This window comes from Streptomyces sp. NPDC045701 (assembly GCF_056432045.1).
Genome location: NZ_JBWKJV010000034.1, coordinates 38469 through 61761, shown reverse-complemented (window position 1 = coordinate 61761; position 23293 = coordinate 38469). Strand labels below are relative to the sequence as shown.

At 72.2% G+C, this 23293-nt stretch carries 17 protein-coding genes and 1 riboswitch; of the genes, 6 read left to right on the top strand and 11 right to left on the bottom strand.

From position 1 onward, the window contains the following. Positions 1–300: 300 nt before the first annotated feature. On the bottom strand, positions 301–3207 hold the full coding sequence (locus AC07DW_RS26720; protein WP_478860237.1) for a bifunctional acetate--CoA ligase family protein/GNAT family N-acetyltransferase: 2907 nt from the start codon (positions 3205–3207) through the stop codon (positions 301–303). 175 nt (positions 3208–3382) lie between these two features. Between AC07DW_RS26720 and AC07DW_RS26715 the strand changes: the two genes are divergently transcribed. Continuing rightward, a complete protein-coding gene (locus AC07DW_RS26715; RefSeq protein WP_003981826.1) occupies positions 3383–3664 on the top strand; it encodes an HPr family phosphocarrier protein in 282 nt (93 codons plus the stop codon). A gap of 197 nt (positions 3665–3861) precedes the next feature. On the opposite strand, the gene AC07DW_RS26710 is transcribed toward AC07DW_RS26715, so the two are convergent. The 4 genes from AC07DW_RS26710 to AC07DW_RS26695 all read right to left on the bottom strand — a co-directional run bounded on the left by AC07DW_RS26710 (position 3862) and on the right by AC07DW_RS26695 (position 8669). Continuing rightward, a complete protein-coding gene (locus AC07DW_RS26710) occupies positions 3862–4560 on the bottom strand; it encodes a GntR family transcriptional regulator (RefSeq protein WP_478860236.1) in 699 nt (232 codons plus the stop codon). A gap of 204 nt (positions 4561–4764) precedes the next feature. Further along, positions 4765–5553 carry a M23 family metallopeptidase gene (locus tag AC07DW_RS26705; RefSeq protein ID WP_478860235.1) on the bottom strand — a complete coding sequence of 263 codons (789 nt, stop codon included), beginning with the start codon at positions 5551–5553 and terminating at the stop codon, positions 4765–4767. A gap of 13 nt (positions 5554–5566) precedes the next feature. Next, positions 5567–5730: riboswitch (cyclic di-AMP (ydaO/yuaA leader) on the bottom strand. Positions 5731–5940: 210 nt separating this feature from the next. Then, positions 5941–7305, bottom strand: coding sequence for a M16 family metallopeptidase (locus AC07DW_RS26700; RefSeq protein ID WP_478860240.1), 1365 nt, complete (start codon positions 7303–7305; stop codon positions 5941–5943). A 26-nt stretch (positions 7306–7331) separates the two neighbouring features. After that, a complete protein-coding gene (locus AC07DW_RS26695; RefSeq protein WP_478860239.1) occupies positions 7332–8669 on the bottom strand; it encodes a M16 family metallopeptidase in 1338 nt (445 codons plus the stop codon). Between the two features lie 266 nt (positions 8670–8935). On the opposite strand from AC07DW_RS26695, the gene AC07DW_RS26690 reads away from it, so the two are divergent. Continuing rightward, positions 8936–11389, top strand: a complete 2454-nt coding sequence (locus AC07DW_RS26690) for a DNA gyrase/topoisomerase IV subunit A (protein ID WP_478860234.1) — start codon at positions 8936–8938, stop codon at positions 11387–11389. A gap of 78 nt (positions 11390–11467) precedes the next feature. Here AC07DW_RS26690 and AC07DW_RS26685 read toward each other — a convergent pair whose 3' ends face one another. Continuing rightward, positions 11468–12550: a CobW family GTP-binding protein gene (locus AC07DW_RS26685; RefSeq protein ID WP_478860238.1), complete on the bottom strand. Its 1083-nt coding sequence runs from the start codon at positions 12548–12550 to the stop codon at positions 11468–11470. 181 nt (positions 12551–12731) lie between these two features. Here AC07DW_RS26685 and AC07DW_RS26680 point away from each other — a divergent pair, with 181 nt between their 5' ends. Together AC07DW_RS26680 and AC07DW_RS26675 are read left to right on the top strand one after the other, a co-directional pair. Beyond that, entirely contained in the window at positions 12732–14672 is a 1941-nt protein-coding gene (locus tag AC07DW_RS26680; RefSeq protein WP_478860233.1) for a sensor histidine kinase, read from the top strand. Next, entirely contained in the window at positions 14669–15346 is a 678-nt protein-coding gene (locus tag AC07DW_RS26675; protein ID WP_478860232.1) for a DUF7342 family protein, read from the top strand. Before AC07DW_RS26680 ends, AC07DW_RS26675 begins: the two co-directional genes overlap by 4 nt. A gap of 21 nt (positions 15347–15367) precedes the next feature. Here AC07DW_RS26675 and AC07DW_RS26670 read toward each other — a convergent pair whose 3' ends face one another. From AC07DW_RS26670 to AC07DW_RS26660, 3 genes are all read right to left on the bottom strand, one after another. Beyond that, a complete protein-coding gene (locus AC07DW_RS26670) occupies positions 15368–16963 on the bottom strand; it encodes a solute symporter family protein (protein WP_478860231.1) in 1596 nt (531 codons plus the stop codon). Further along, positions 16960–17433 carry a DUF485 domain-containing protein gene (locus AC07DW_RS26665; RefSeq protein WP_478860230.1) on the bottom strand — a complete coding sequence of 158 codons (474 nt, stop codon included), beginning with the start codon at positions 17431–17433 and terminating at the stop codon, positions 16960–16962. The genes AC07DW_RS26670 and AC07DW_RS26665 overlap by 4 nt, the downstream gene beginning before the upstream one ends. A 162-nt stretch (positions 17434–17595) precedes the next feature. Then, entirely contained in the window at positions 17596–19713 is a 2118-nt protein-coding gene (locus AC07DW_RS26660) for a DNA gyrase/topoisomerase IV subunit B (RefSeq protein WP_478860229.1), read from the bottom strand. Between the two features lie 440 nt (positions 19714–20153). Here AC07DW_RS26660 and AC07DW_RS26655 point away from each other — a divergent pair, with 440 nt between their 5' ends. Then, complete coding sequence (locus AC07DW_RS26655) at positions 20154–20381, top strand: DUF7455 domain-containing protein (protein ID WP_433113307.1); 228 nt, start codon at positions 20154–20156, stop codon at positions 20379–20381. 209 nt (positions 20382–20590) lie between these two features. Here AC07DW_RS26655 and AC07DW_RS26650 read toward each other — a convergent pair whose 3' ends face one another. Both AC07DW_RS26650 and AC07DW_RS26645 read right to left on the bottom strand, forming a co-directional pair. Then, on the bottom strand, positions 20591–21415 hold the full coding sequence (locus AC07DW_RS26650) for a serine protease (protein ID WP_478860228.1): 825 nt from the start codon (positions 21413–21415) through the stop codon (positions 20591–20593). Positions 21416–21567: 152 nt separating this feature from the next. Next, entirely contained in the window at positions 21568–23115 is a 1548-nt protein-coding gene (locus AC07DW_RS26645; RefSeq protein WP_478860227.1) for an RNA polymerase sigma factor, read from the bottom strand. Between AC07DW_RS26645 and AC07DW_RS26640 the strand changes: the two genes are divergently transcribed. After that, positions 23048–23215, top strand: a complete 168-nt coding sequence (locus AC07DW_RS26640) for a hypothetical protein (RefSeq protein WP_189553811.1) — start codon at positions 23048–23050, stop codon at positions 23213–23215. The genes AC07DW_RS26645 and AC07DW_RS26640 overlap by 68 nt on opposite strands. The last annotated feature ends 78 nt before the right edge of the window (positions 23216–23293 follow it).

Here is a 23293-nt window from a genome sequence, read left to right as displayed (position 1 = left end):
CTGCCTCCAGCACCACAAGATGTTCGATGAGAACACTGCATTCCCCACCCAACTGGCTGCCGCAGCTTGACACGCTATCCGCCTGAGGTGTCTACGGGGGCGCGGTGACTGCGCGGGACGCTCGGGAGCCGGGGCAGGTGACCGGCTCCGATGACCGGCTCCGGTGGGCGGGCGGGGGTCGGTGGCGGTGCGGCGGGGTGCTGCAGCGCGGTGGGGCGTGGGACGGGCGGTGGGTGCGGTCGGGTGGGCGGGTGAACGTGGCCGGTGGGTGGGCCGGAGCCGGGCTGGTGCCGTGGGCGGTCAGTAGCTCGGGAGCCTGCGGGGGCCGAGGTCCGTCCGGGCGGGGGCCGGGGCGAGCCGGACGGTCGCGCCGAGGACGGAGAGGCCGCGCGGGGCGACGACCACCGGCTCCAGGCCGACGGCCACGATCTCCGGGTGGTCGTCCACCAGCCGGGACACCCGGAGCAGCAGTTCCTCGAGGGCGGCGGTGTCGACGGGCGCGGAACCGCGCCAGCCGAACAGGAGCGGGGCGGTGCGGATGGAGCGGATCTGTTCCGCGACGTCCCGGTCGGTGGCGGGGACCAGGCGGTGGGCGGTGTCGCCCAGCAGCTCGGAGGGCGCGCCCGCCAGGCCGAACGACAGGACGGCGCCGACGGCCGGGTCGATGGCGGCGCGTACGACGGTGTCGACGCCGCGCGGGACCATGGCCTGGACGACCGGCTGGAGCTCCTCGGGCCTGCCGAGGGTCTCGGTCAGTTCGGCGTAAGCGCTGCGCAACTGCTCCTCGGTGGCCAGATCGAGGCGTACGCCGCCGAGGTCGGGGCGGTGGCGGAGGTGGGGGGCGGTGGTCTTGAGCGCGACCGGGTACCCGAGGCCGGCGGCGGCGCGGACCGCCTCGTCCGGCGTGGGTGCGGGCAGCGTGGGCAGTACGGCGATGCCGTAGCGGCCGAGCAGGTCGCGGGTGGCGTCGGCGCTGAGGGTGACGCCCCGCTCGTCGACGCCCCGCGCGAGCGCCCGTTCGATCTGTGTGGCGGCTCCCGTCTCGTCGATGCCCTCGTACTCGGGGACGCGGCCGGGGTCGGCGATCTGGCGCCGCCACTGCCCGTACCTGACGGCCTCGGCCAGCGCCCGGACGGCCCGCTCGGCGGCCGGGTACGCCGGGATGCGGTAGCCGCCGTCGGGAGCGGGGGCCTCCGTGACGCCGGGGGCGGGGGCCTCCGTGACGCCGGGGGCGGGGGCCACCGCCGCTCCCGGGCCGGGGGCCGTCTGCGCCGGGGCGCCGGGGCCGGCCGCCGGAGGTGACGGGGCGGCCGACGGGGGTGACGGGGCGGTCGGCGCCGTGCTGGTGGCCGCCGCCAGGGCGTCGGCGAGGGCGCCCATCTCCACGTGGACGACCAGCACCGGCTTGGCCGGCGCCTCCTCGGTGGCGGCCCGCAGCGCCTCGGCCAGGACCTGGCCGTCGCCGGACTCGGTGGTCCCGTTCTCCCCGACCCAGGGGATCGCGGTGACCACGACCGCGTCGCACGTGTCGTCCCGGAGGGCCTCGGTGAGGGCGGTGCGGAAGTCCCGCGGTGTGGCCGCAGTCGTCAGGTCGCGGGGACGCCGGGGGCGGAGCCCCTCCGTGAGGCAGGCGTCGTACGTCAGGAGGCCGAGCGACTCCGAGTTGCCGAGGATCGCGACGCGCGGGCCCGCCGGGAGCGGCTGCCCGGCCAGGAGCAGGCCGGCGTCGACCAGTTCGGTGACCGTGTCGACCCGGATCACGCCGGCCTGCCGGAGCAGCGCGGAGACCGTGGTGTGCGGGACACGGGTGACCGGCACGGCGTGGCCGGGAGGGGCGCTGCCGCTGTGCCGGGCGCCCTTGACCACGACGACCGGCTTCACCGCCGCCGTACGCCGGGCGAGCCTGGTGAACTTGCGGGGGTTGCCGATCGACTCCAGGTACAGCAGGACGACGTCGGTGTCCGGGTCGTCGTACCAGTGCTGGAGGAAGTCGTTGCCCGACACGTCCGCGCGGTTGCCCGCCGAGATGAAGGACGACAGGCCGGCGCCGCGCCGGTGGAGCCCGGACAGCAGGGCGATGCCGATGGCGCCGGACTGGGTGAACAGACCGATCCGCCCGGCCGCCGGCGGGTGCGGCGCGAGCGAGGCGTTGAGCCGCGCACCGGGCGCGGTGTTGATGATCCCGAACGCGTTGGGGCCGATGATCCGCATGCCGTACGAACGGGCCTGGCGCACGAGTTCCCGCTGCCGGGCCCGGCCCTCGGCGCCCTGTTCGGCGTACCCGGCGGTCAGCACGACCAGGCCCTGCACGTCGTGCTCGCCGCAGTCGGCGACGACCTCCGGGACCCGCTCCGCCGGCACGGCGACGACGGCGAGGTCGACGGGCTGGCCGATGTCGGCGACGGAGCGGAAGGCGGGCACCCCGTCCAGCGAGGTCGTCGTGTCGGGCAGGGCTCGGTTCACTGCGTACGTACGGCCCGTGTACCCGGCGTCCAGGAGGTTGCGCAGGACCGTGCGGCCGACCCCGCCGGGGGCGCGGCCGGCGCCGATGACCGCCACGGAGCCGGGCGCGAGGAGCCGCTGCACGGACCGGGCCTCGGCGCGCTGCTCACGGGCGCGCTGGACGGCGAGGGACCGGTCGGTGGGCTCCAGGTCGAGGTGGAGGCGCACGGCGCCGTCCTCGAAACTGCGCTTCTGCGTGTAGCCGGCGTCCGTGAACACCTTGATCATCTTGTTGTTGGCGGGCAGCACCTCGGCCGCGAACCGCCGGATGCCGCGCTCCCGGGCGACGGCGGCGATGTGCTCGAGCAGCGCGGAGGCGACACCTCGCCCCTGGTGGGCGTCCTGGACGAGGAAGGCCACCTCCGCCTCGTCGGCCGGGGCGCTCGCGGGCAGGCCCTGTGCGTTGATCCGGTCGTAACGGACCGTGGCGATGAACTCGCCGCCGACGGTGGCCGCGAGCCCCACCCGGTCCACGTAGTCGTGGTGGGTGAAGCGGCGCACGTCCTTGGCGGAGAGCCGGGGGTAGGGTGCGAAGAACCGGTAGTACTTCGACTCGTCCGAGACCTGTTCGTAGAAGCTGACCAGGCGTTCGGCGTCATCCGTGGTGATCGGCCTGATCCGCGCGGTGCCGCCGTCCCGCAGCACGACGTCGGCCTCCCAGTGGTCGGGGTACACGTGTTCCGGCTGATCCGACGGGGTCCGCATGGGCCCCAGGGTACGGTGCGGACGCCCGGTCGCGGAGGTGCTGTGGACAACGCTGGGTGAGGCCGGCCGACCGGCCGACGTGGCCCCGTGGAGCCGGTTCGAGCACCCCGCGGGACGTGAGAGACTGGATTCGACAACTGGTCTAGACAACCGCCGAGACTCGAAGGGCAACACCATGGCTGAGCGCCGCGTCAACGTCGGCTGGGCCGAGGGCCTGCACGCCCGCCCCGCCTCCATCTTCGTCCGTGCCGCCACGGCCTCCGGCGTCCCCGTGACGATCGCCAAGGCCGACGGCAACCCGGTCAACGCCGCGTCGATGCTCGCGGTGCTGGGCCTGGGCGCGCAGGGCGGCGAGGAGATCGTGCTCGCTTCGGACGCGGAGGGCGCGGACGCCGCCCTGGACCGTCTGGCGAAGCTGGTCGCCGAGGGTCTCGAAGAGCTCCCCGAGACCGTCTGACCTTCCGGTCGCCCCACAGTCTCACCGCCGAGCCGTACCCCCGACCCCGGGTGGTACGGCTCCGCTGTTTCACCGGCACCGGCCGACGCCGGAATCCTGGAATCACGGAACCCGGAAAGCGCGGGGAACATCAGCCCTTTTCAGGCAGGGTGAATTCCGGGACGGAAATTCCCTCTTCTTTGTATACGGTGCCGCTGTTAATTGCGGACGCTCGCGGTGTTTACGCGGTGTTGCGAAGTCCTCACCACACCCCCGCCCGGGACCGGCCGCTCCACCCGCCGCAGCCGGTGCGCGGTGAGCGCGCGCTCCACGTGCAGGGTGGTGAGCGTGCGGGCCCGCTCGGCGTCGCCCCGGGCCACGGCGTCCACGATCGCGCCGTACTCGGCCCACACCTCGGCCGGCCGGGCGGGCTGGTCGACCACGTACATCCACGCGATCTTGTGCCGCAGCTGAGTCAGCAGCGCCGTCAGCGCGGGGCTGCCGGACGCCTGGGCGAGCGTCTCGTGGAACCAGCCGCCCAGCGAGCGCAGATCCTCCCCCTGGCCGCGGCGCGCCCGCTCCTGGCCCAGCCTGACCAGCCCCCTGAGCACCTTGAGATGGGCATCGGTCCGGCGCTGGGCGGCGCGGGCGGCGCCCAGCGGCTCCAGCAGCGTCCGCATCTCCAGCAGGTCGGCGGCCTCCTGCTCGGTGGGCTCGGCGACGCACGCGCCGACATGGCGGCGGGTGGTGACGAACCCCTCCGACTCCAGGGTGCGCAGCGCCTCACGGACCGGTACCCGCGAGACCCCGTAGCGGCGGGCCAGCTGCTCCTCGGTGAGCCGGCTGCCGCGCGCGAACACCCCGGTGACGATGTCGTCGCGGATCGCCGTGCATACCGAGGGCGCGGGAATGCGCATACCAGAACCCCCAACTTTATCCGCGCGAAACTCCGCCGATTGACGCCTGTCGAGTGACTCTATTGCAGAGAACCGCACTTTCCGACAGCCACCCGGAATCCATTGAGTTCTTTTTGGCCAGCAGGCCCGCACCGGGAGACCCCGGCACGCCGAAGGCCCCGGTTCGGGTCATGAACCGGGGCCTTCGGCGACGGGCGGAAGGGGTCAGACGTTGACGCCGTGGGAGCGGAGGTACGCGACGGGGTCGATGTCCGAGCCGTAGTCGGCGCTCGTGCGGGCCTCGAAGTGGAGGTGCGGCCCGGAGGAGTTGCCGGTGGAGCCGGACAGGCCTATCTGCTGGCCCGGCATCACGGTCTGGCCGGCCGACACGCTGACGGAGGCGAGGTGGCCGTACTGGGTGTAGGTGCCGTCGTTCATCCGGATCACGACGTTGTTGCCGTACGCGCCGCCCCAGCCCGCCTCGACGACGGTGCCCGCGCCCACGGAGACCACGCGGGAGCCGGAGGCGGCGTGGAAGTCGACGCCGGTGTGGCTGCCGGAGGACCACATGGCGCCGCCGGTCTGGTACCCGGTGCTGACGTAGCTGCCCTCGACCGGCAGCTGGAAGGCGTTCAGCCGCCGGCGCTCGGCCTCGCGGTCGGCGCGCTCCTTGGCCTCCCGGGCGGCCTCCACCCGGATCTCGGCCCTGCGCTTGGCCTCGGCCTCCGCCTTCGCCTGGGCGGCCGCCTTGGCGGCGGCCTCCTGGGCCTCCAGCTCCTGGGCCTCGGCCTGGGCGTCGATCTGCTCGGCGAGGGTGTCCGTGATGACCGCCTGGGTGAGGCCGGTGTCCTCGAGCGAACCGGGAGCGGTGTCCGGGGCGGCGGCGAGGGCCGGGGAAGCGAGGGTTCCGATGACGCCGGTGGTGGCGAGGGCGGCGACTCCGGCGACGTGTGCGCTCTTGCGGCTCAGACGGCTCGGGGCACGGTGCTTCCCGGTGGCACGGGTGAACGCCATGAAGTGGCTGATCCTTTCCTTCCTTCTCGCCTACCGGGTTAGCTGACGGGTTCGGAGCAGGAAGGTCTCCTACGGGCCCCTCCGCACGGGTGCGAAGGCGTCCGATTCACCCCAGGGACTACGTGGGTCCCCGGCTCCCCAGGCTCGCGCCTGACGGGGACTCGGCGATGGCTGCCCGGTGCCGCGGGTGCGACGGGTACCGGTCGGGCAGCGCATCAGACGCTAAGCGGCCGATCTTTCAATCACCAAACAGACACGGTTTTTTGTAGCGCACGCCACAGGTCAGACACTGAATCTCCGCAACAAACCGGACATACGACAGGGCCCCGGCACCGAACGGTACCGGGGCCCGCAACGCGTTCCGCCCAGGGGGCGAGGCCGCGCCAATCAGCCGGAGACGACCGTCACTTCGCCGATCCCGAGCGCTTCCACGGGCTCCTTGATCTGAGCCGCGTCACCGACGAGGACCGTGACCAGACGGTCCGTCGGGAACGCGCTGACGACCGCCGCGGTGGCCTCCACGGTGCCCGTCTCCGCGAGCCGGGCGTACATCTGGGCCTGGAAGTCGTCCGGGAGGTGCTGCTCGACCTGGTCGGCGAGGGTGGCCGCGACGGAGGCGGCCGTCTCGTACTTGAGCGGGGCGACGCCCACCAGGTTCTGCACGGCCGTCTCCCGCTCGGCGTCGGTCAGGCCCTCGGCGGCGAGGGTGCGCAGCACCTTCCACAGGTCGTCGAGGGCGGGGCCGGTGTTCGGGGTGTCGACCGAGCCGCTGATGGCGAGCATCGCGGCGCCGCCCTCGGGGCCGGAGCGCAGCACCTGGCCGAAGGCCCGTACGCCGTAGGTGTAGCCCTTCTCCTCGCGCAGGACCTTGTCCAGGCGGGAGGTGAGGGTGCCGCCCAGGCAGTAGGTGCCCAGCACCTGGGCCGGCCACACCCGGTCGTGCCGGTCGGCGCCGATACGGCCGATGAGCAGCTGCGTCTGCACCGCGCCGGGGCGGTCGACGATGATGACGCGGCCGGTGTCGTCCGCCGTCACGGGCGGGACGGGGCGGGGCTCGGCCGTGTCGCCGGTCCAGGCTCCGAGCGTGTCGGCGAGCACCGCGTCGAGGTCGACGCCGGTGAGGTCGCCGACGACCACGGCGGTGGCGGTCGCGGGCCGTACGTGGGCCTCGTAGAAGGCGCGCACGGCCGCGGAGTCGATGCCCGCGACGGTCGCCTCGGTGCCCTGGCGGGGGCGCGACATGCGGGAGGTGGCCGGGAACAGCTCCTTGGAGAGCTGCATGGCGGCACGGCGGGCCGGGTTGGCGATCTCGTGCGGGATCTCGTCGAGCCGGTTGCGGACCAGGCGCTCGACCTCGCTGTCGGCGAAGGCGGGGGCCCGCAGCGCCTCGGCGACCAGCCCGAGGGCCTTGGAGAGGCGGGAGACCGGCACCTCGAGGGAGATCCGGACACCGGGGTGGTCCGCGTGCGCGTCGAGGGTGGCGCCGCATCGCTCCAGCTCGGCGGCGAACTCCTCCGCCGAGTGCTTGTCGGTGCCCTCCGACAGGGCCCGCGCCATGATCGTGGCGACGCCGTCGAGACCCTCGGGCTCGGCCTCCAGCGGCGCGGCGAGGAAGATCTCGACGGCCACGACCTGCTGACCGGGGCGGTGGCAGCGCAGGACCGTCAGGCCGTTGTCGAGAGTGCCGCGGTCGGGGGCGGGGAAGGCCCACGGCCTGGCGGTCCCGGGCCGGGGCTGCGGGTGGAACTCCATGGACGTCAGGGACACAGCTGCGTCGCTCACTGGTCGGCCCCCTCTTCTTCCTGGTCGCTGTGGGCGGTGCCGGCGGGTTCGTAGACCAGCACCGCGCGGTTGTCGGGGCGGAGGCGGGCCTGGGCGACCGCCTGCACCTCCTCGGCCGTGACGTCCAGGACGCGCTGGACGGCGGTCAGGGCGAGCTGCGGATCGCCGAACAGCACCGCGTACCGGCACAGTTCGTCGGCGCGGCCGGCGACGGTGCCCAGCCGGTCCAGCCACTCGCGCTCCAGCTGGGCCTGGGCGCGCTCCATCTCCTCGGGCGTGGGGCCCTCGGCGGCGAACCGGGCCAGCTCGTCGTCGACGGCCGACTCGATGTCGGGCACCTCCACCCCGCCGGACGTCTTGACGTCCAGCCAGCCGAGCGAGGGCGCGCCCGCCAGGCGCAGCAGGCCGAAGCCGGCCGCCACGGCCGTGCGGTCGCGGCGCACCAGGCGGTTGTGCAGCCGCGACGACTCGCCGCCGCCCAGGATGGTGAGGGCGAGGTCGGCGGCGTCGCACTCGCGCGTGCCGTCGTGCGGCAGCCGGTAGGCGGCCATCAGGGCGCGGGCCGGGACCTCCTCCTCGACGACCTCGCGCAGCTGCTCGCCGATGATCTCCGGAAGCGTCCCGTCGCGCGGCGGCTGCTTGCCGTCGTGGGAGGGGATGGAGCCGAAGTACTTCTCGATCCAGGCGAGCGTCTGCTCCGGGTCGATGTCCCCGACGACCGACAGGACGGCGTTGTTGGGCGCGTAATACGTACGGAAGAAGTGCCGAGCGTCCTCGAGGGTGGCGGCGTCCAGGTCGGCCATGGAGCCGATCGGGGTGTGGTGGTAAGGGTGGCCCTCGGGGTAGGCGAGGGCGGTCAGCTTCTCGAAGGCGGTGCCGTACGGAACGTTGTCGTACCGCTGGCGGCGCTCGTTCTTGACGACGTCCCGCTGGTTCTCCATGGACTCGTCGTCGAGCGCGGCGAGCAGGGAGCCCATCCGGTCGGCTTCCAGCCACAGCGCCAGCTCCAGCTGGTGGGTGGGCATGGTCTCGAAGTAATTGGTGCGCTCGAAACTGGTCGTGCCGTTGAGGGAACCGCCGGCGCCCTGCACCAGCTCGAAGTGGCCGTTGCCCTGGACCTGCTTCGAGCCCTGGAACATCAGGTGCTCGAAGAGGTGGGCGAGCCCGGTGCGGCCCTCGACCTCGTGGCGTGAGCCGACGTCGTACCAGAGGCAGACCGCGGCGACCGGGGTCAGGTGGTCCTCGGAGAGCACCACGCGCAGGCCGTTGGCCAGGCGGTGCTCGGTCGCTGTCAGGCCGCCGGAGCCGGCCTGGGCTGTGGCCGTGTGACCCATGGGCATGTACGTCCCTTCGATCGCTTGAGAAAAAGCCCGCCCGCGGGTCGCGGCGGACGTCCTCCGCCACTGTATGCAGCTGCTGCGACCTGCTGCGGGACCGCTGTGGAAGTCCTGCCACTGTATGCAAGCGGACCGGCACCCGGCGAAGTTCCCGGATTCCGCCGCCGTCCCTCTTCCGGGTCGCGGTCGGCGTTGTCAGTGCGACGGTCCACAATGGTCGGCGTCAGATCAACCTTGTTGGTGAAGAAGGAGCCGCAGCCGCGATGGCCCGCCGCAGCACGAAGACCACGCAGCCCGACGACTTCGAGGAGCGGATCCTCGACATCGACGTCGTCGACGAAATGCAGGGCTCCTTCCTCGAGTACGCGTACTCGGTGATCTACTCCCGGGCCCTGCCGGACGCCCGCGACGGCATGAAGCCGGTGCACCGTCGCATCGTTTACCAGATGAACGAGATGGGACTGCGGCCCGAGCGCGGCTTCGTGAAGTGCGCCCGGGTCGTCGGCGAGGTGATGGGCAAGCTGCACCCGCACGGTGACGCGTCGATCTACGACGCGCTGGTGCGCATGGCGCAGCCGTTCTCCATGCGCCTGCCGCTGGTGGACGGGCACGGCAACTTCGGTTCGCTGGGCAACGACGACCCGCCGGCCGCGATGCGGTACACCGAGTGCCGGATGGCCGACGCGACGTCCCTGATGACGGAGTCGATCGACGAGGACACGGTCGACTTCAACCCGAACTACGACGGGCAGGAGCGCGAGCCGGTCGCGCTGCCCGCCGCCTTCCCGAACCTGCTGGTCAACGGTGCCTCCGGGATCGCGGTCGGCATGGCGACCAACATGCCCCCGCACAACCTGGGCGAGGTCGTCGCCGCCGCCCGCCACCTGATCAGGCACCCGGGCGCCGACCTGGACACCCTGATGCGGTACGTGCCGGGTCCGGACCTGCCGACGGGCGGCCGGATCGTGGGCCTGTCCGGGATCAGGGACGCGTACGAGAACGGCCGCGGCACCTTCAAGATCCGCGCGACGGTGACCGTGGAGAACGTGACGGCGCGCCGCAAGGGCCTGGTCGTCACGGAACTGCCCTTCGCGGTCGGCCCCGAGAAGGTGATCGCGAAGATCAAGGACCTGGTGGCGGCCAAGAAGCTCCAGGGCATCGCGGACGTCAAGGACCTCACCGACCGCGAGCACGGGCTGCGGCTGGTCATCGAGGTCAAGAACGGCTTCATCCCGGAGGCCGTGCTGGAACAGCTCTACAAGCTGACGCCGATGGAGGAGTCCTTCGGCATCAACAACGTGGCGCTGGTCGACGGGCAGCCCCTCACGCTGGGCCTGAAGGAGCTGCTGGAGGTCTACCTGGACCACCGCTTCGAGGTGGTCCGGCGGCGCAGCGAGTTCCGGCGCGGCAAGAAGCGCGACCGGCTGCACCTGGTCGAGGGCCTGCTCGTGGCGCTGCTCGACATCGACGAGGTCATCCGGGTCATCCGCTCCAGCGACAACTCGGCGCAGGCCAAGGAGCGGCTGATCGAGCGCTTCTCGCTGAGCGAGATCCAGACGCAGTACATCCTGGACACCCCGCTGCGCCGGCTCACCAAGTTCGACCGGATCGAGCTGGAGGGCGAGCGCGACCGGCTGCGGAGCGAGATCGAGGAGCTGACCCGGATCCTGGAGTCGGACGCCGAGCTGCGCAAGCTCGTGTCCTCGGAACTGGCGGTGGTCGCCAAGAAGTTCGCCACCGAGCGGCGCACCGTGCTGCTGGAGTCGGCGGGCGCGCCGGTCGCGGCGGCGTCCCTGGAGGTCGCGGACGACCCGTGCCGGGTGCTGCTGTCGTCGACGGGCCTGCTGGCCCGTACGGCGAGCGGTGAACCGCTGCCGGACGGCGGCGGCAAGCGCACCAAGCACGACGTGATCGTCTCGGCGGTGCCCGCGACGCAGCGCGGCGAGGTCGGCGTGGTGACGTCCACGGGGCGGCTGCTGCGGCTGTCGGTGATCGACCTTCCGCAGCTGCCGGACACGGCGTCCGCGCCCAACCTGTCGGGCGGGGCCCAGGTGTCGGAGTTCCTGACGCTGGAGAAGGACGAGACGGTGATGTGCCTGACCACCCTCGACGAGTCCTCCCCGGGCCTGGCCATCGGCACCCTCCAGGGCGTGGTCAAGCGGGTGGTGCCGGACTATCCGGCGAACAAGGACGAGTTGGAGGTCATCGGCCTCAAGGAGGGCGACCGGATCGTCGGCGCGGCCGAGCTGCGCACGGGCGAGGAGGACCTGGTCTTCATCACCTCCGACGCGCAACTGCTGCGGTTCCCGGCCTCGGCGGTGCGACCGCAGGGCCGTCCTGCGGGCGGTATGGCCGGTATCAAGCTGGCGGCGGGCGCCGAGGTGATCTCCTTCACCGCGGTCGACCCGGCGGCGGACGCCGTGGTGTTCACGGCAGCCGGTTCGTCCGGCGCTCTGGACCCGACGGCGGCCACGTCGGTGAAGCTCACGCCGTTCGACCAGTACCCGCGCAAGGGCCGTGCGACGGGCGGTGTGCGCTGCCAGCGGTTCCTGAAGGGTGAGGACGCGCTGGTCCTGGCCTGGGCGGGCGCGGCCCCGGCCCGCGCGGCGCAGAAGAACGGCACGCCGGTGGAGCTCCCGGAGATGGATCCGCGCCGGGACGGCTCGGGCACGCCGCTCGTCAAGCAGGTGGAGGTGCTGGCGGGGCCGGCGTCGTAACGGGGTCGTCGCGCGAAGCGCGCCCGCCGGAGGGCGGGCGCACCGGCGCGGTCGGGGGAACCGCTGCCGGGGGGGGCGCTAGGGAGCCGCTTCGGCGGGCGCGTCCACCGGCTCCGGCGTCTCGGCGGGAGCGTCCTCGGGGTCCGGTACGTAGCGCAGGACGCCCCACATGCTGTGCTCCTCCGGTACGTCCTGGGGGCCGGTGACCCGGCAGTCGTCCAGGGCCTTGTGGAGGGCGTCGCCGTCCGTGCCGGCGCCGATGAGGACGAGCTGGGTGAGGCGCTGTGCGCCGCGCGGCCAGGGCTCCGGGTGGAAGCGGAGGAAACGGCCGACCGAGTGCAAGGTGTAGCGGTTCGCGGGATCGGCGGCGCCGAAGTCGACGAAGCCCTTGATGCGGTAGAGGCCCTCGGGGCGCGAGTCGAGGAAGTCCAACAGCCGGCGGGGGTGCATCGGCTCGCCGGCGGTGAAGGACACGGTGTCGTACGCCGCGTGCGGGTGGACCTTCTCGGCGACGTGCAGTTCGTCCAGGTCCTCGAAGGTCAGCTGGCGCGGCCCGCCGTCGTCGGCGCGGGCGGCGCGGTCGAAGAGGAGCTCGGGGTCGACCCTGCCGTACGCGGCGTCGATCACCGCCGCCCGGCCGGCGAGGTCCGCGACCGCCGTGTGGACACGCCGCAGCTCGTCCGGGCCGACGCGGTCGGCCTTGTTGACGACGACGAGGTCGGCGATGGCCAGGTGCCGGTCGGTCTCGGGGTGGCGTTCGCGGGTGGCGTCGAACTCGGCGGCGTCGACGACCTCGACGAGGCCGCCGTACACGACGCGCCGGTTGTCGCTGGCGAGGATCATCCGCACCAGTTCCTGCGGCTCGGCCAGGCCGCTCGCCTCGATGACGATGACGTCGAGGCGGGAGGAGGGCCGGGTAAGGACCTCCAGGTAGGTGTCCAGCTCGCTCGCGTCGACCGCGCAGCACAGGCAGCCGTTGCCCAGGGAGACGGTCGAGCCGACCTGTCCGGCGACGGTCATGGCGTCGATCTCGATCGAGCCGAAGTCGTTGACCATGACACCGACGCGCGTCCCTCTGGCGCTGCGCAGCAGGTGGTTGAGCAGGGTCGTCTTTCCCGACCCCAGGAAGCCCGCGAGGACGACGACGGGGATCTGCTGCACGCTGCTCAAGGGGTTCCCTTCTCGGCCGGCTCCGCGTACGGCGGTTTCGCGGCACCAGGATAGGCGGGAGACAGGCGGCTCCGACGGGGCGGGGGACGGCCGGCGAACGGGCACCGGAGCGGACGTTCCGGACGTGACGCCGGACATTTCCTCCACGGCGGAGCTCGCTTACCGTTCCTGCATGAGTTCCGCACCGGCCTCGCCGCCCTCCCCCGCCGCCGCGCCGCCCCCGCGCGGGCCGGCGGGGCGACGCCTGCGGCTGGGCTGGCCGCGGCGAGTTTTCTCGCAGGTGCTGTTGATGCAGCTGGCCATCGTCGCGGGGGTGACGGTGCTGGCCACCGGCCTGTTCCTGGCGCCGCTGAGCGCCCAGCTCGACGACCAGGCGATGCGGCGGGCCCTGGCGATCGCCGAGACGGCCGCGTCGAGCGAGGTCGCCGGGGAGCTGACGCGTACGCCTCCGAGCGCCTCCGGGCCGGTACAGGCGGAGGCCGAGCGGATCCGGCGGGCCACCGGCGCCGAGTACGTGGTGGTCATGGACCGGCGCGGGGTGCGGTGGTCCCACACCGACCCCGCGCAGATCGGCAGGGTCGTCTCCACCGACCCCAGCGAGGCCCTCGCGGGCAAGGACGTGATGGAGATCGACGACGGCACGCTCGGCCGCTCGGCCCGCGGGAAGGTGGCGCTGCGGGACGGGGCGGGCGTGATCGTCGGCGCGGTGTCCGTCGGCATCGAGTACGACAGCGTCCGCGCCCGGCTGCTGGCCGCGATCCCCGGTCTGCTGGCGTACGCGGGCGGGGCCCTGGCCGTGGGGGCCCTGGCCGCCTACCTGATCTCCCGGCGGCTCCAGCGCCGAACCCATGACCTCGCCTTCTCGGACATCTCGGCGCTGCTGGCCGAGCGCGAGGCGATGCTGCACGGCATCCGCGAGGGCGTCGTGGCGTTCGACCGGGCCGGGCGGATCCGGCTGGTGAACGACGAGGCGCAGCGGCTGCTGGGTGTCGGCCCCGAGGCGACGGGCCGGCCCCTGGAGGAGGCGCTCGGCCCGGGCCGCACGGCGGACGTTCTGGCCGGCCGGGTCACGGGCGAGGACCTGGTGACCGTACGCGGGCACCGGGTGCTGATCGCCAACCGGATGCCGACCGACGACGGGGGTGCCGTGGCGACCCTGCGCGACCGCACCGAGCTCGAGCGGCTCGGGCGCGAGCTGGACTCCACGCGCGGGCTGATCGACGCGCTGCGGGCGCAGGACCACGAGCACGCCAACCGGCTGCACACACTGCTGGGGCTGCTGGAGCTGGAGATGCACGAGGAGGCGGTGGAGTACGTCACCGAGGTGGTGGGGGTGCACCGGGCGACGGCCGAGCAGGTCACCGAGAAGGTGCACGACCCGCTGCTGGCGGCGCTCCTCGTCGGCAAGGCCACCGTGGCGACGGAACGCGGCATCTCGCTGCGCCTGGCCCCCGGGACGCTGTTGCCCGACCGGCTGGTCGAACCCCGCGAAGTGGTGACGGTCCTGGGCAACCTCGTGGACAACGCGGTCGACGCGGCGGCCGGCTCGGCGGAACCGCTCGTGGAGGTCGAGCTGAGCACGGAGAGCCGCACGGTGGTGCTGCGGGTGACGGACAGCGGGCCCGGCGTTCCGCCCGAGCGGCGGGACCTGGTGTTCACCGAGGGCTGGTCCACCAAGGACCTCCCGGCGCACGGGGGGCGTCGCGGGCTGGGTCTGGCCATGGTGCGCCGCCTGGCGGAGCGCCAGGGCGGGAGCGCCCGGGTGGCGGAGGCCCCCGGCGGCGGCGCCCGGTTCACGGTCGTCCTCCCGGAGGCGCTGACGGACCACGCCCCGGCTCCCGGTGAGGCCGAGGGGCGCGGGGCGGCGCCCGGTCCGGTGCCGCCGGTGTCACGGCGCGCCGCGGCACGGCGGTCGAGGGGGGCCACCGGAGCGGTGCCGCTGCCGCAGGCGGGCGCGCAGGGGCCTTCGCGGGGCCCGGAAGCCGCGACCGGCGCGCCCCCGGACGACACCCGCCCGCCGGCGGGCAGCGCCGGTGCTGTCACCGGCGCCCCCGCGGGCGGCCCGGACGCCGCCGCGTCCGACCGGCCCGCCCGGCTGGGAGGTGCGCGGTGATCGGCGTGCTGGTCGTGGACGACGACGTGCGGGTCGCCGAGATCAACGCCGCGTACGTGGCCAAGGTGCCGGGCTTCGGCGTCGTCGCGCTGGCCCACACTGCGGCGGAGGCGCTCAGCCGGGTCGAGGAACTGCCGGTCGACCTGATCCTGCTCGACCACTACCTCCCGGACGGAAACGGCCTGGCGGTCGTGCGCGAGCTGCGCCGGCGGGGGCACCAGACGGACGTGATCATGGTGACGGCGGCCCGCGACGTGGCCACCGTCCAGGCGGCCCAGCGCCACGGCGCGCTTCAGTACCTGGTCAAGCCGTTCAACTTCGCCGGCCTGCGCCCCAAGCTGGAGGCGTATGCGGCGCTGCGGCGGACGCTGGACGGCGGGGGTGAGGCCGAGCAGGCGGAGGTGGACCGGATCTTCGGCGCCCTGTCGGTGGGTTCGGGGGCGCCGGACCTGCCCAAGGGCCACTCCCCGACGACGGCCGAGCTCGTACGCCAGGTGCTGCTCGCCGCCGACGGCCCGCTGTCCGCGCAGGAGATCGCGGAACGGGCGGGGGTGAGCCGGCAGACGGCGCAGCGGTACCTGAAGCTGCTGGAGCGGACCGGCCGGGTGCGTCTGTCGCTGAGGTACGGCGAGACCGGCCGGCCCGAGCACCGGTACGCCTGGGCCCCGTCCTGAGCCCGCCGCCCCGCCTCCGCCCTATGCCGCGCCCGCGCCCGTCAGTGCCCGTACCTCCGTCTCGGCGTGCCGGGCCTCGTCCGGGGCCTCCGGAGAGGTGACCGTGCCGAGCCAGCCGGCGAGGAAGCCCAGCGGGATGGAGACCACGCCGGGGTTCTGCAGCGGGAACAGCTGGAAGTCCGCGCCGGGAAAGAGCGCCTCGGGGCTTCCCGACACGACCGGCGAGAGCAGCACCAGCAGCACCGCGGGGACGAGCCCCCCGTACACCGACCAGACCGCCCCGCGCGTGGTGAAGTTCCGCCAGAACAGGGAGTACAGCAGCACCGGCAGGTTGGCGGAGGCGGCGACCGCGAAGGCGAGCCCGACCAGGAAGGCCACGTTCAGGTCCCGGGCCAGCAGCCCCAGCGCGATCGCGACCGCGCCGATCCCGACGGCCGCCGACCGCGCCACGGCCACCTCGCCGAACCGCCGCTTGCGGTCCGGCCGCTTCAGCGAGGCGTACAGGTCGTGCGCGACCGACGCGGACGAGGCCAGTGTGATGCCCGCGACGACGGCCAGGATCGTCGCGAAGGCCACCGCGGCGACCACGGCGAAGAGCACCGCGCCCCCGGTCGTGTCCGCTCCCCCGCCCAGGTCCAGGGCGAGCAGCGGCACGGCCGTGTTGCCGGCGGCGTTCGACGCCCGGACTTCCCGGGTGCCGACGATCGCGGCCGCGCCGAAGCCCAGCACGATGGTCATCAGGTAGAAGCTGCCGATGAGACCGATGGCCCAGACGACCGAGCGGCGGGCGGCCCGCGCCGTGGGCACGGTGTAGAAGCGGGACAGGATGTGCGGCAGCCCGGCGGTGCCCAGGACCAGTGCCAGGCCGAGGCTGATGAAGTCCAGGCGCGCGGTCCAGTCGCCGCCGTACTTGAGACCGGGCGCGAGGAAGTCCTCGCCGTGGCCGCTTCGTTCGGCCGCCGCGGTGAGCAGGTGGTTGACGTCGCCGTGGAACCGCAGCAGGACGAGCACGGTGAGCGCGGCCGCACCCGCCATCAGCATCACGGCCTTCACGATCTGGATCCAGGTGGTGGCTCGCATCCCTCCCAACGACACGTAGATCACCATCAGCGCGCCCACGCCGATCACGGTCCACGATCGGGCGGCCTCGCCGGTGCCGCCGAGCAGCAGGGCGACCAGGCTGCCGGCCCCCACCATCTGCGCCACCAGGTAGAGAACGGACACCGCCACGGAGGAGGTTCCGGCCGCGATCCGCACCGGCCGCTCGCGCATCCGCGCCACGACCACGTCGGCGAGCGTGAACCGGCCGCAGTTGCGCACCAGTTCGGCGACCAGGAACAGCACGACGAGCCAGGCCACCAGGAAGCCGACCGAGTAGAGCATCCCGTCGTAGCCGAACAGCGCGATCAGGCCGGAGATGCCCAGGAAGGACGCGGCGGACATGTAGTCGCCGGCGATCGCGAAGCCGTTCTCCAAGGGCGAGAACAGCCGCCCTCCGGTGTAGAACTCCTCCGCCGATCCGCGCCGGTGGCGGCTCACCCAGGTGGTGATGGCCAGGGTGCCCGCGACGAACGCGCCGAAGAGCAGGAGGGCGAGGGTCTGGTGGTCTCCGGTCAACGCTCGGCCGCCTCTCGCGTCAGCTCCTGGGTGTCCCAGCGCAGGTCGAGCGCGGCACGGTCGCGGTGCAGCCGGGCATGGCGGGCGTAGGCCCAGGTCAGCCCGAAGGTGGTGAGGAACTGGCCGAGGCCCGCGACCATCGCCACGTTCACGGCCCCCGCCACCGGGCGGGCCATCAGCTGCGGAGCCGTGGTCGCCGCCACCACGTAGGCCAGGTACCAGGCGAGGAAGACCAGGACGGCCGGCACGACGAAGCGCCGGTAGCGGGCGCGCACCTCCTGGAAGGCGGCGCCGCGCTGCACCTCCAGGTAGATGTCGGCGGCGGCGCGCCGTTCCTGTGGCGGCCGGGCGGGGCCGGGCACCTCCCGCGCCCCTCCACCGTCGCCCTCGCCCCAGCCGGAGGCCGACGCGTCGTACCACGGGTCGTCGATCCGCACGGCGGCGGCGTCGAGCCCTTCCCTGTTCTCCACCGGTCAACTCTCCTTGTCGGCGCACCGTTCCGGCCGCGTGCACAAGGATGGGCAGACCGGGAAGATCCCGGACTCCTCTCTCCCCCACTTCACCCCATCAGGTGATGTTGGAGGCCGATGTCCCGGTCCGCCTCCGCGGAGCCGGGACATCGGGGAGGCGGGTCAGGCGTCGATGCGGGAGCGGTCGAGGGTCGCGGCGGAGCTGGTGATGAACTCCTTGCGCGGCGCCACGTCGTTGCCCATCAGCAGGTCGAAGACCTGCTCCGCGCCTTCCAGATCGCCGATGTTGATCCGGCGCAGGGTGCGGTGCCTCGGGTCCATCGTGGTCTCCGCGAGCTGGTCGGCGTCCATCTCGCCCAGGCCCTTGTAGCGCTGGATGGAGTCCTTGTACCGGACGCCCTTGCGCTGGAACTCCAGCAGCGTCTGCCGCAGTTCGTTGTCCGAGTACGTGTAGACGTACTTGTCCTGGCCCTTCTTGGGCTGGACGAGCTCGATCCGGTGCAGCGGCGGTACGGCGGCGAAGACGCGGCCCGCCTCGACCATCGGCCGCATGTAGCGCTGGAAGAGCGTCAGCAGCAGGCACCGGATGTGCGCGCCGTCCACATCGGCGTCCACGAGGAGGACGATCTTGCCGTACCGGGCGGCGTCGATGTCGAAGGTCCGGCCGGACCCGGCTCCTATGACCTGGATGATGGCGCCGCACTCGGCGTTCTTGAGCATGTCCGAGACGGACGACTTCTGAACGTTGAGGATCTTTCCGCGGATCGGCAGCAGGGCCTGGAACTCGCTGTTCCGCGCGAGCTTGGCCGTGCCGAGGGCGGAGTCGCCCTCGACGATGAAGAGCTCGCTGCGCTCGACGTCGTCGCTGCGGCAGTCGGCCAGCTTGGCGGGCAGCGAGGAGGACTCCAGGGCGGTCTTACGGCGCTGCGCCTCCTTGTGCTGGCGGGCCGCGATGCGCGTACGGGCGGCGGCGACGGCCTTGTCCAGCACCGCGCGGGCCTGCGCCTTGGCGTCCCGCTTGGTGGAGGTCAGGAAGGCCTTCAGCTCCTTGGCGACCACGTTGGCGACGATCCGGTTGGCCGCCGACGTACCGAGGACCTCCTTGGTCTGACCCTCGAACTGCGGCTCGGCGAGCCGCACGGTCACCACCGCGGTGAGGCCCTCCAGGGCGTCGTCCTTGACGATGTCGTCCTCGGCGACGCGCAGCAGCTTGCTGGAGCGCAGGACCTCGTTCACGGTCTTGGTGATCGCGCGCTCGAAGCCGGTGACGTGGGTGCCGCCCTTGGGAGTGGCGATGATGTTCACGAACGACCTGACGGTGGAGTCGTACCCCGTGCCCCAGCGCAGCGCGACGTCGACGCCGAGCTCGCGGGTGACCTCGGTGGGGGTCATGTGCCCGCGCTCGTCGAGGACGGGCACGGTCTCCTTGAAGGTGCCCTGGCCTGTCAGCCGCAGCACGTCGCAGACCGCCTTGTCCTGGGCCAGGTACTCGCAGAATTCACTGATGCCGCCGTCGAAGCGGAACGTCTCCTCGCTCCTGCCCTCGCCCTCGAGGTCGCGCTCGTCCCGCACGACGATCGTGAGGCCGGGCACCAGGAAGGCGGTCTGGCGGGCGCGCTGGTGCAGGTTCTCCAGCGAGAGCTTGGCGTCCTTGAGGAAGATCTGGCGGTCCGCCCAGTACCGGACGCGGGTGCCCGTGCGGGCCTTGGGGACGCGCTTGGTCCTGCGCAGGCCGTTGCCGGGGTCGAACGGGGCGTCCGGACCGGACTCGGTGAAGATCCCCGGGACGCCGCGGCGGAAGCTGATGGCGTGGGTGGAGCTGTTGCGGTCGACCTCGACGTCGAGCCGGGCCGACAGTGCGTTCACCACGGAGGCGCCCACTCCGTGCAGACCGCCGGAGGCGGCGTACGAGCCGCCGCCGAACTTGCCGCCGGCGTGCAGCTTGGTCATGACGACCTCGACGCCCGAGAGGCCGGTCTTGGGCTCGACGTCGACGGGGATGCCGCGGCCGTTGTCCCGGACCTCCACCGAGCCGTCGTGGTGGAGGATCACCTCGATGTGGTCGCAGTAGCCGCCGAGAGCCTCGTCGACGGAGTTGTCGATGATCTCCCAGAGGCAGTGCATCAGGCCACGGCTGTCGGTGGACCCGATGTACATACCAGGCCGCTTGCGAACCGCCTCGAGCCCCTCAAGGACGAGCAGGTGCCGCGCGGTGTAGTTGGAACCGTCACGGTCTGCGGTCAGCAGCGCACTGGACGGCACGGACGTATCGGCGGTCACGCGGTTCGCTCCTCGCTGAATTTGGATGGTGGCCTGTGGGGGTAAAGGCCCGGCGTCTGTCACCGGTCAGAGGGTACAGAGGCCTGGTAGAGCCGTTGTAACGCCACCCACGTGGAAACTCATGCTAGTCCAGAGTCGCAAGGGTGTTCGATCCCTCGATGGGGTGACGTGGACATCACGTTCCCTTCCAGGCATGAACCATTTAGGCTCCGGGCACGTCCTCATGAACAACCGGCATCCGCCGGGAGGGCTGAACGAGACTGAACGAGACAAGCAACGCGAAACCCGTAGAGCACTGCAATACGGCTCATTCGCCGCCAACCGGCAGCAGACAGCCTCCTTGGAAAAACTTTCAAGGAAAAGGCACGAGCGGGAACGTTTTCGGCCTGGTTGGATGTTGACCCTGGTACGACAGCTCGTCGAGCTAGAGAAGAGGCGACGTGACTACTGTTCTGACCCCCGCGAGCCCGCTGACGGCCGCCGACCGCTGCGACCGCTGCGGCGCCCAGGCATATCTGCGCGTCGTGCTGACCAGCGGTGGTGAACTGCTCTTCTGCGCCCACCACGGGCGCAAGTTCGAGCCGGAACTCAAGAAGATCGCCGCGGATATACAGGATGAGACGGACCGGCTCACCACCGTGCCGAACGCAGTCGACGAAGATCGCTGACACTCGCATCCACGACGAGCCAGGGGCCGGTCCCGGACCGGCCGACGGGCGGCCGCCCTCCACCAGGGGGCGGTCGCCCGTTCTCATACCGTTGCCGGGCGACCTCGGACCGTGAGCGGCGGCCATCCGGCAGCCCGACCCCCGGGAAGGACCCAGCGGGCCGCCGGACGCCCGTAACGCCCGGCGGCCCGTGACCGGACGGCGGGCGATCAGATGGTCGCCGGCAGCACGGCCGAGACGCGCGTATAAACCCCTGGGCTGCCCGGCTCCCCGCAGCCGCTCCCCCAGGACACCAGGCCGATGAGCCGCCCCTGGGCGACCAGTGGCCCTCCACTGTCCCCCTGACAGGCGTCCCTGCCGCCCTGGGGGTCCCCCGCGCACAGCATCGTGGCGGGCAGGTACCCACCGCCGCCCGCCTCCGCCGGATAGGCGCGTGAGCACGCCTCGTCGGGCAGCACGCTCACGCTCGCCGCCCGCAGCGTGTACGCGTAGGCACCACCGCCCGTCGTGTCGCCCCAGCCGTACACCGCGGCGCTCGTCCCGGGCCGGTAGGCCGGGTCGCCCCGGCGGGCCGGCTTGATGACGTACGAGCGCGGCAGCGCGCTCGCCAGCGTGAGCACGGCCAGGTCACCGGACTGGGTGTCCGGGTCGTATTGGGGGCTGATCCACGCGCCGGTCACCGGAACCTCCCGCCCGCCCGCCTCGCGCAACTCCGTGCGGCCCGCGATGACCTTGAGGTCGCTCAGCTCCCTCGCGTCCGTACCGAGCACCGTGGGGCCCAGACAGTGCGCGGCGGTCACCACCTTGGTGGGGGCGACGACCACCCCGCCACAGAACTGTCCCGCGCGCATACCCCCGAACCGGTCACGGCTGGAGAGGGCCACGGCCCAGGGGCTGTCGGAGACACGCACCGGTTCCCCTCCGACGACGACGCTGTCGGCGGCAGCGGGCGCGGGCGTACTGAGCGGCAGGACGGCCGTGGCCACGAGGGCGGCCACGGCCGCGGTCCGCTTCCGGCTGATGGGACGACGCATGCGGTCTCCTGACTCTCCGGTGAACCAGCTTCACCCAGGGTCGACCAGCGCGCCACGGCCCGCACCCCAACGGCGTGGGTACGCCGCGCATGCCGGAGGGCCCGGCTCCCTTCCGGGATCCGGGCCCTCCTGGCTCGTACGACCGCCCGACCTCAGTCGAGGTAGTCCCGCAGCACCTGGGAGCGGGACGGGTGACGCAGCTTGGACATCGTCTTGGACTCGATCTGGCGGATCCGCTCACGGGTCACGCCGTAGACCTTGCCGATCTCGTCCAGCGTCTTCGGCTGGCCGTCGGTCAGGCCGAACCGCATGGAGACCACGCCGGCCTCACGCTCGGACAGCGTGTCGAGCACCGAGTGCAGCTGCTCCTGCAGCAGCGTGAAGCTGACCGCGTCGGCCGGCACGACGGCCTCGGAGTCCTCGATCAGGTCACCGAACTCGCTGTCGCCGTCCTCGCCGAGCGGGGTGTGCAGCGAGATGGGCTCGCGGCCGTACTTCTGGACCTCGATGACCTTCTCGGGGGTCATGTCGAGCTCCTTGGCCAGCTCCTCCGGGGTGGGCTCGCGGCCCAGGTCCTGGAGCATCTGGCGCTGGACGCGCGCGAGCTTGTTGATGACCTCGACCATGTGCACCGGGATACGGATGGTGCGGGCCTGGTCGGCCATGGCCCGGGTGATCGCCTGACGGATCCACCAGGTGGCGTAGGTGGAGAACTTGTAGCCCTTGGTGTAGTCGAACTTCTCGACCGCGCGGATCAGACCCAGGTTGCCCTCCTGGATCAGGTCCAGGAAGAGCATGCCGCGACCGGTGTAGCGCTTGGCCAGGGAGACCACGAGACGGAGGTTGGCCTCCAGCAGGTGGTTCTTGGCGCGGCGGCCGTCCTCGGCGATGATCTCCAGCTCGCGCTTGAGCTTCGGGGCCAGCTTGTCGGAGTTCGCCAGCTTGTCCTCGGCGAACAGGCCGGCCTCGATGCGCTTGGCGAGCTCGACCTCCTGTTCGGCGTTGAGGAGCGGGACCTTGCCGATCTGCTTCAGGTAGTCCTTGACCGGGTCGGCGGTGGCACCGGCGACGGCGACCTGCTGCGCGGGCGCGTCGTCCTCGTCCTCGTCCGAGAGCACGAAGCCCTTGTTCTCGCCCTCGGCCTCCTCGTCCTCGCCCTTCCCGGGCGCGACGTCCTCGAGCAGTTCCTCGCCCTCGACGACCTCGTCGGCGTCCTTCTTGGCCGTGGTCTTCTTGGCGGCGGTCTTCTTGGCGGCGGTCTTCTTCACCGCCGTCTTCTTGGCGGCGGCCTTCTTGGCCACCGCCTTCTTGGCAGGGGTACCGGCCTCGTCGGCCGGCGCGTCCGCGCCCTCGGCCGCCGGAGCCGCGGCGGCCGCGACGGACTTCGTCACGGTCGTCTTGGCGGTGACGGTCTTGGTGGCGGTGCGCTTTGCCGGGCTCTTCGCTGCGACGCTCTTGCGGGTGCGCTTCGGCGACTCCGCTGCACTGACCATCAGCGTCACACCCTCTTCCTCGAGGATCTGATTGAGGCTGCGCAGAACATTCTTCCACTGGGTTGGCGGAATCTGGTCAGCTTCGAAGGCCCGACGCACGTCATCGCCGGCGATCTGCCCATCAGCCTTTCCCCGCTCGATGAGCGCCATCACAGACTCGGACTCGGCGATCTCCGGCGGGAGCGTACGGGATGTGCTGGCCGACACGAACAACCTCTCGGAACGATGGAAACGGCTTCCGGCCCCGCCCATGATCGGGCCGGAGCCGACGACCGCCGGCTGGGGATGTGCCGACGACGCGGGCTGAACCTCGGAGCTGCACAGCGCCATGAACGGCGGCTGTATTCCCTCCTCGGCTGTCACCTCTTAGGTCATCGCAGGGCAT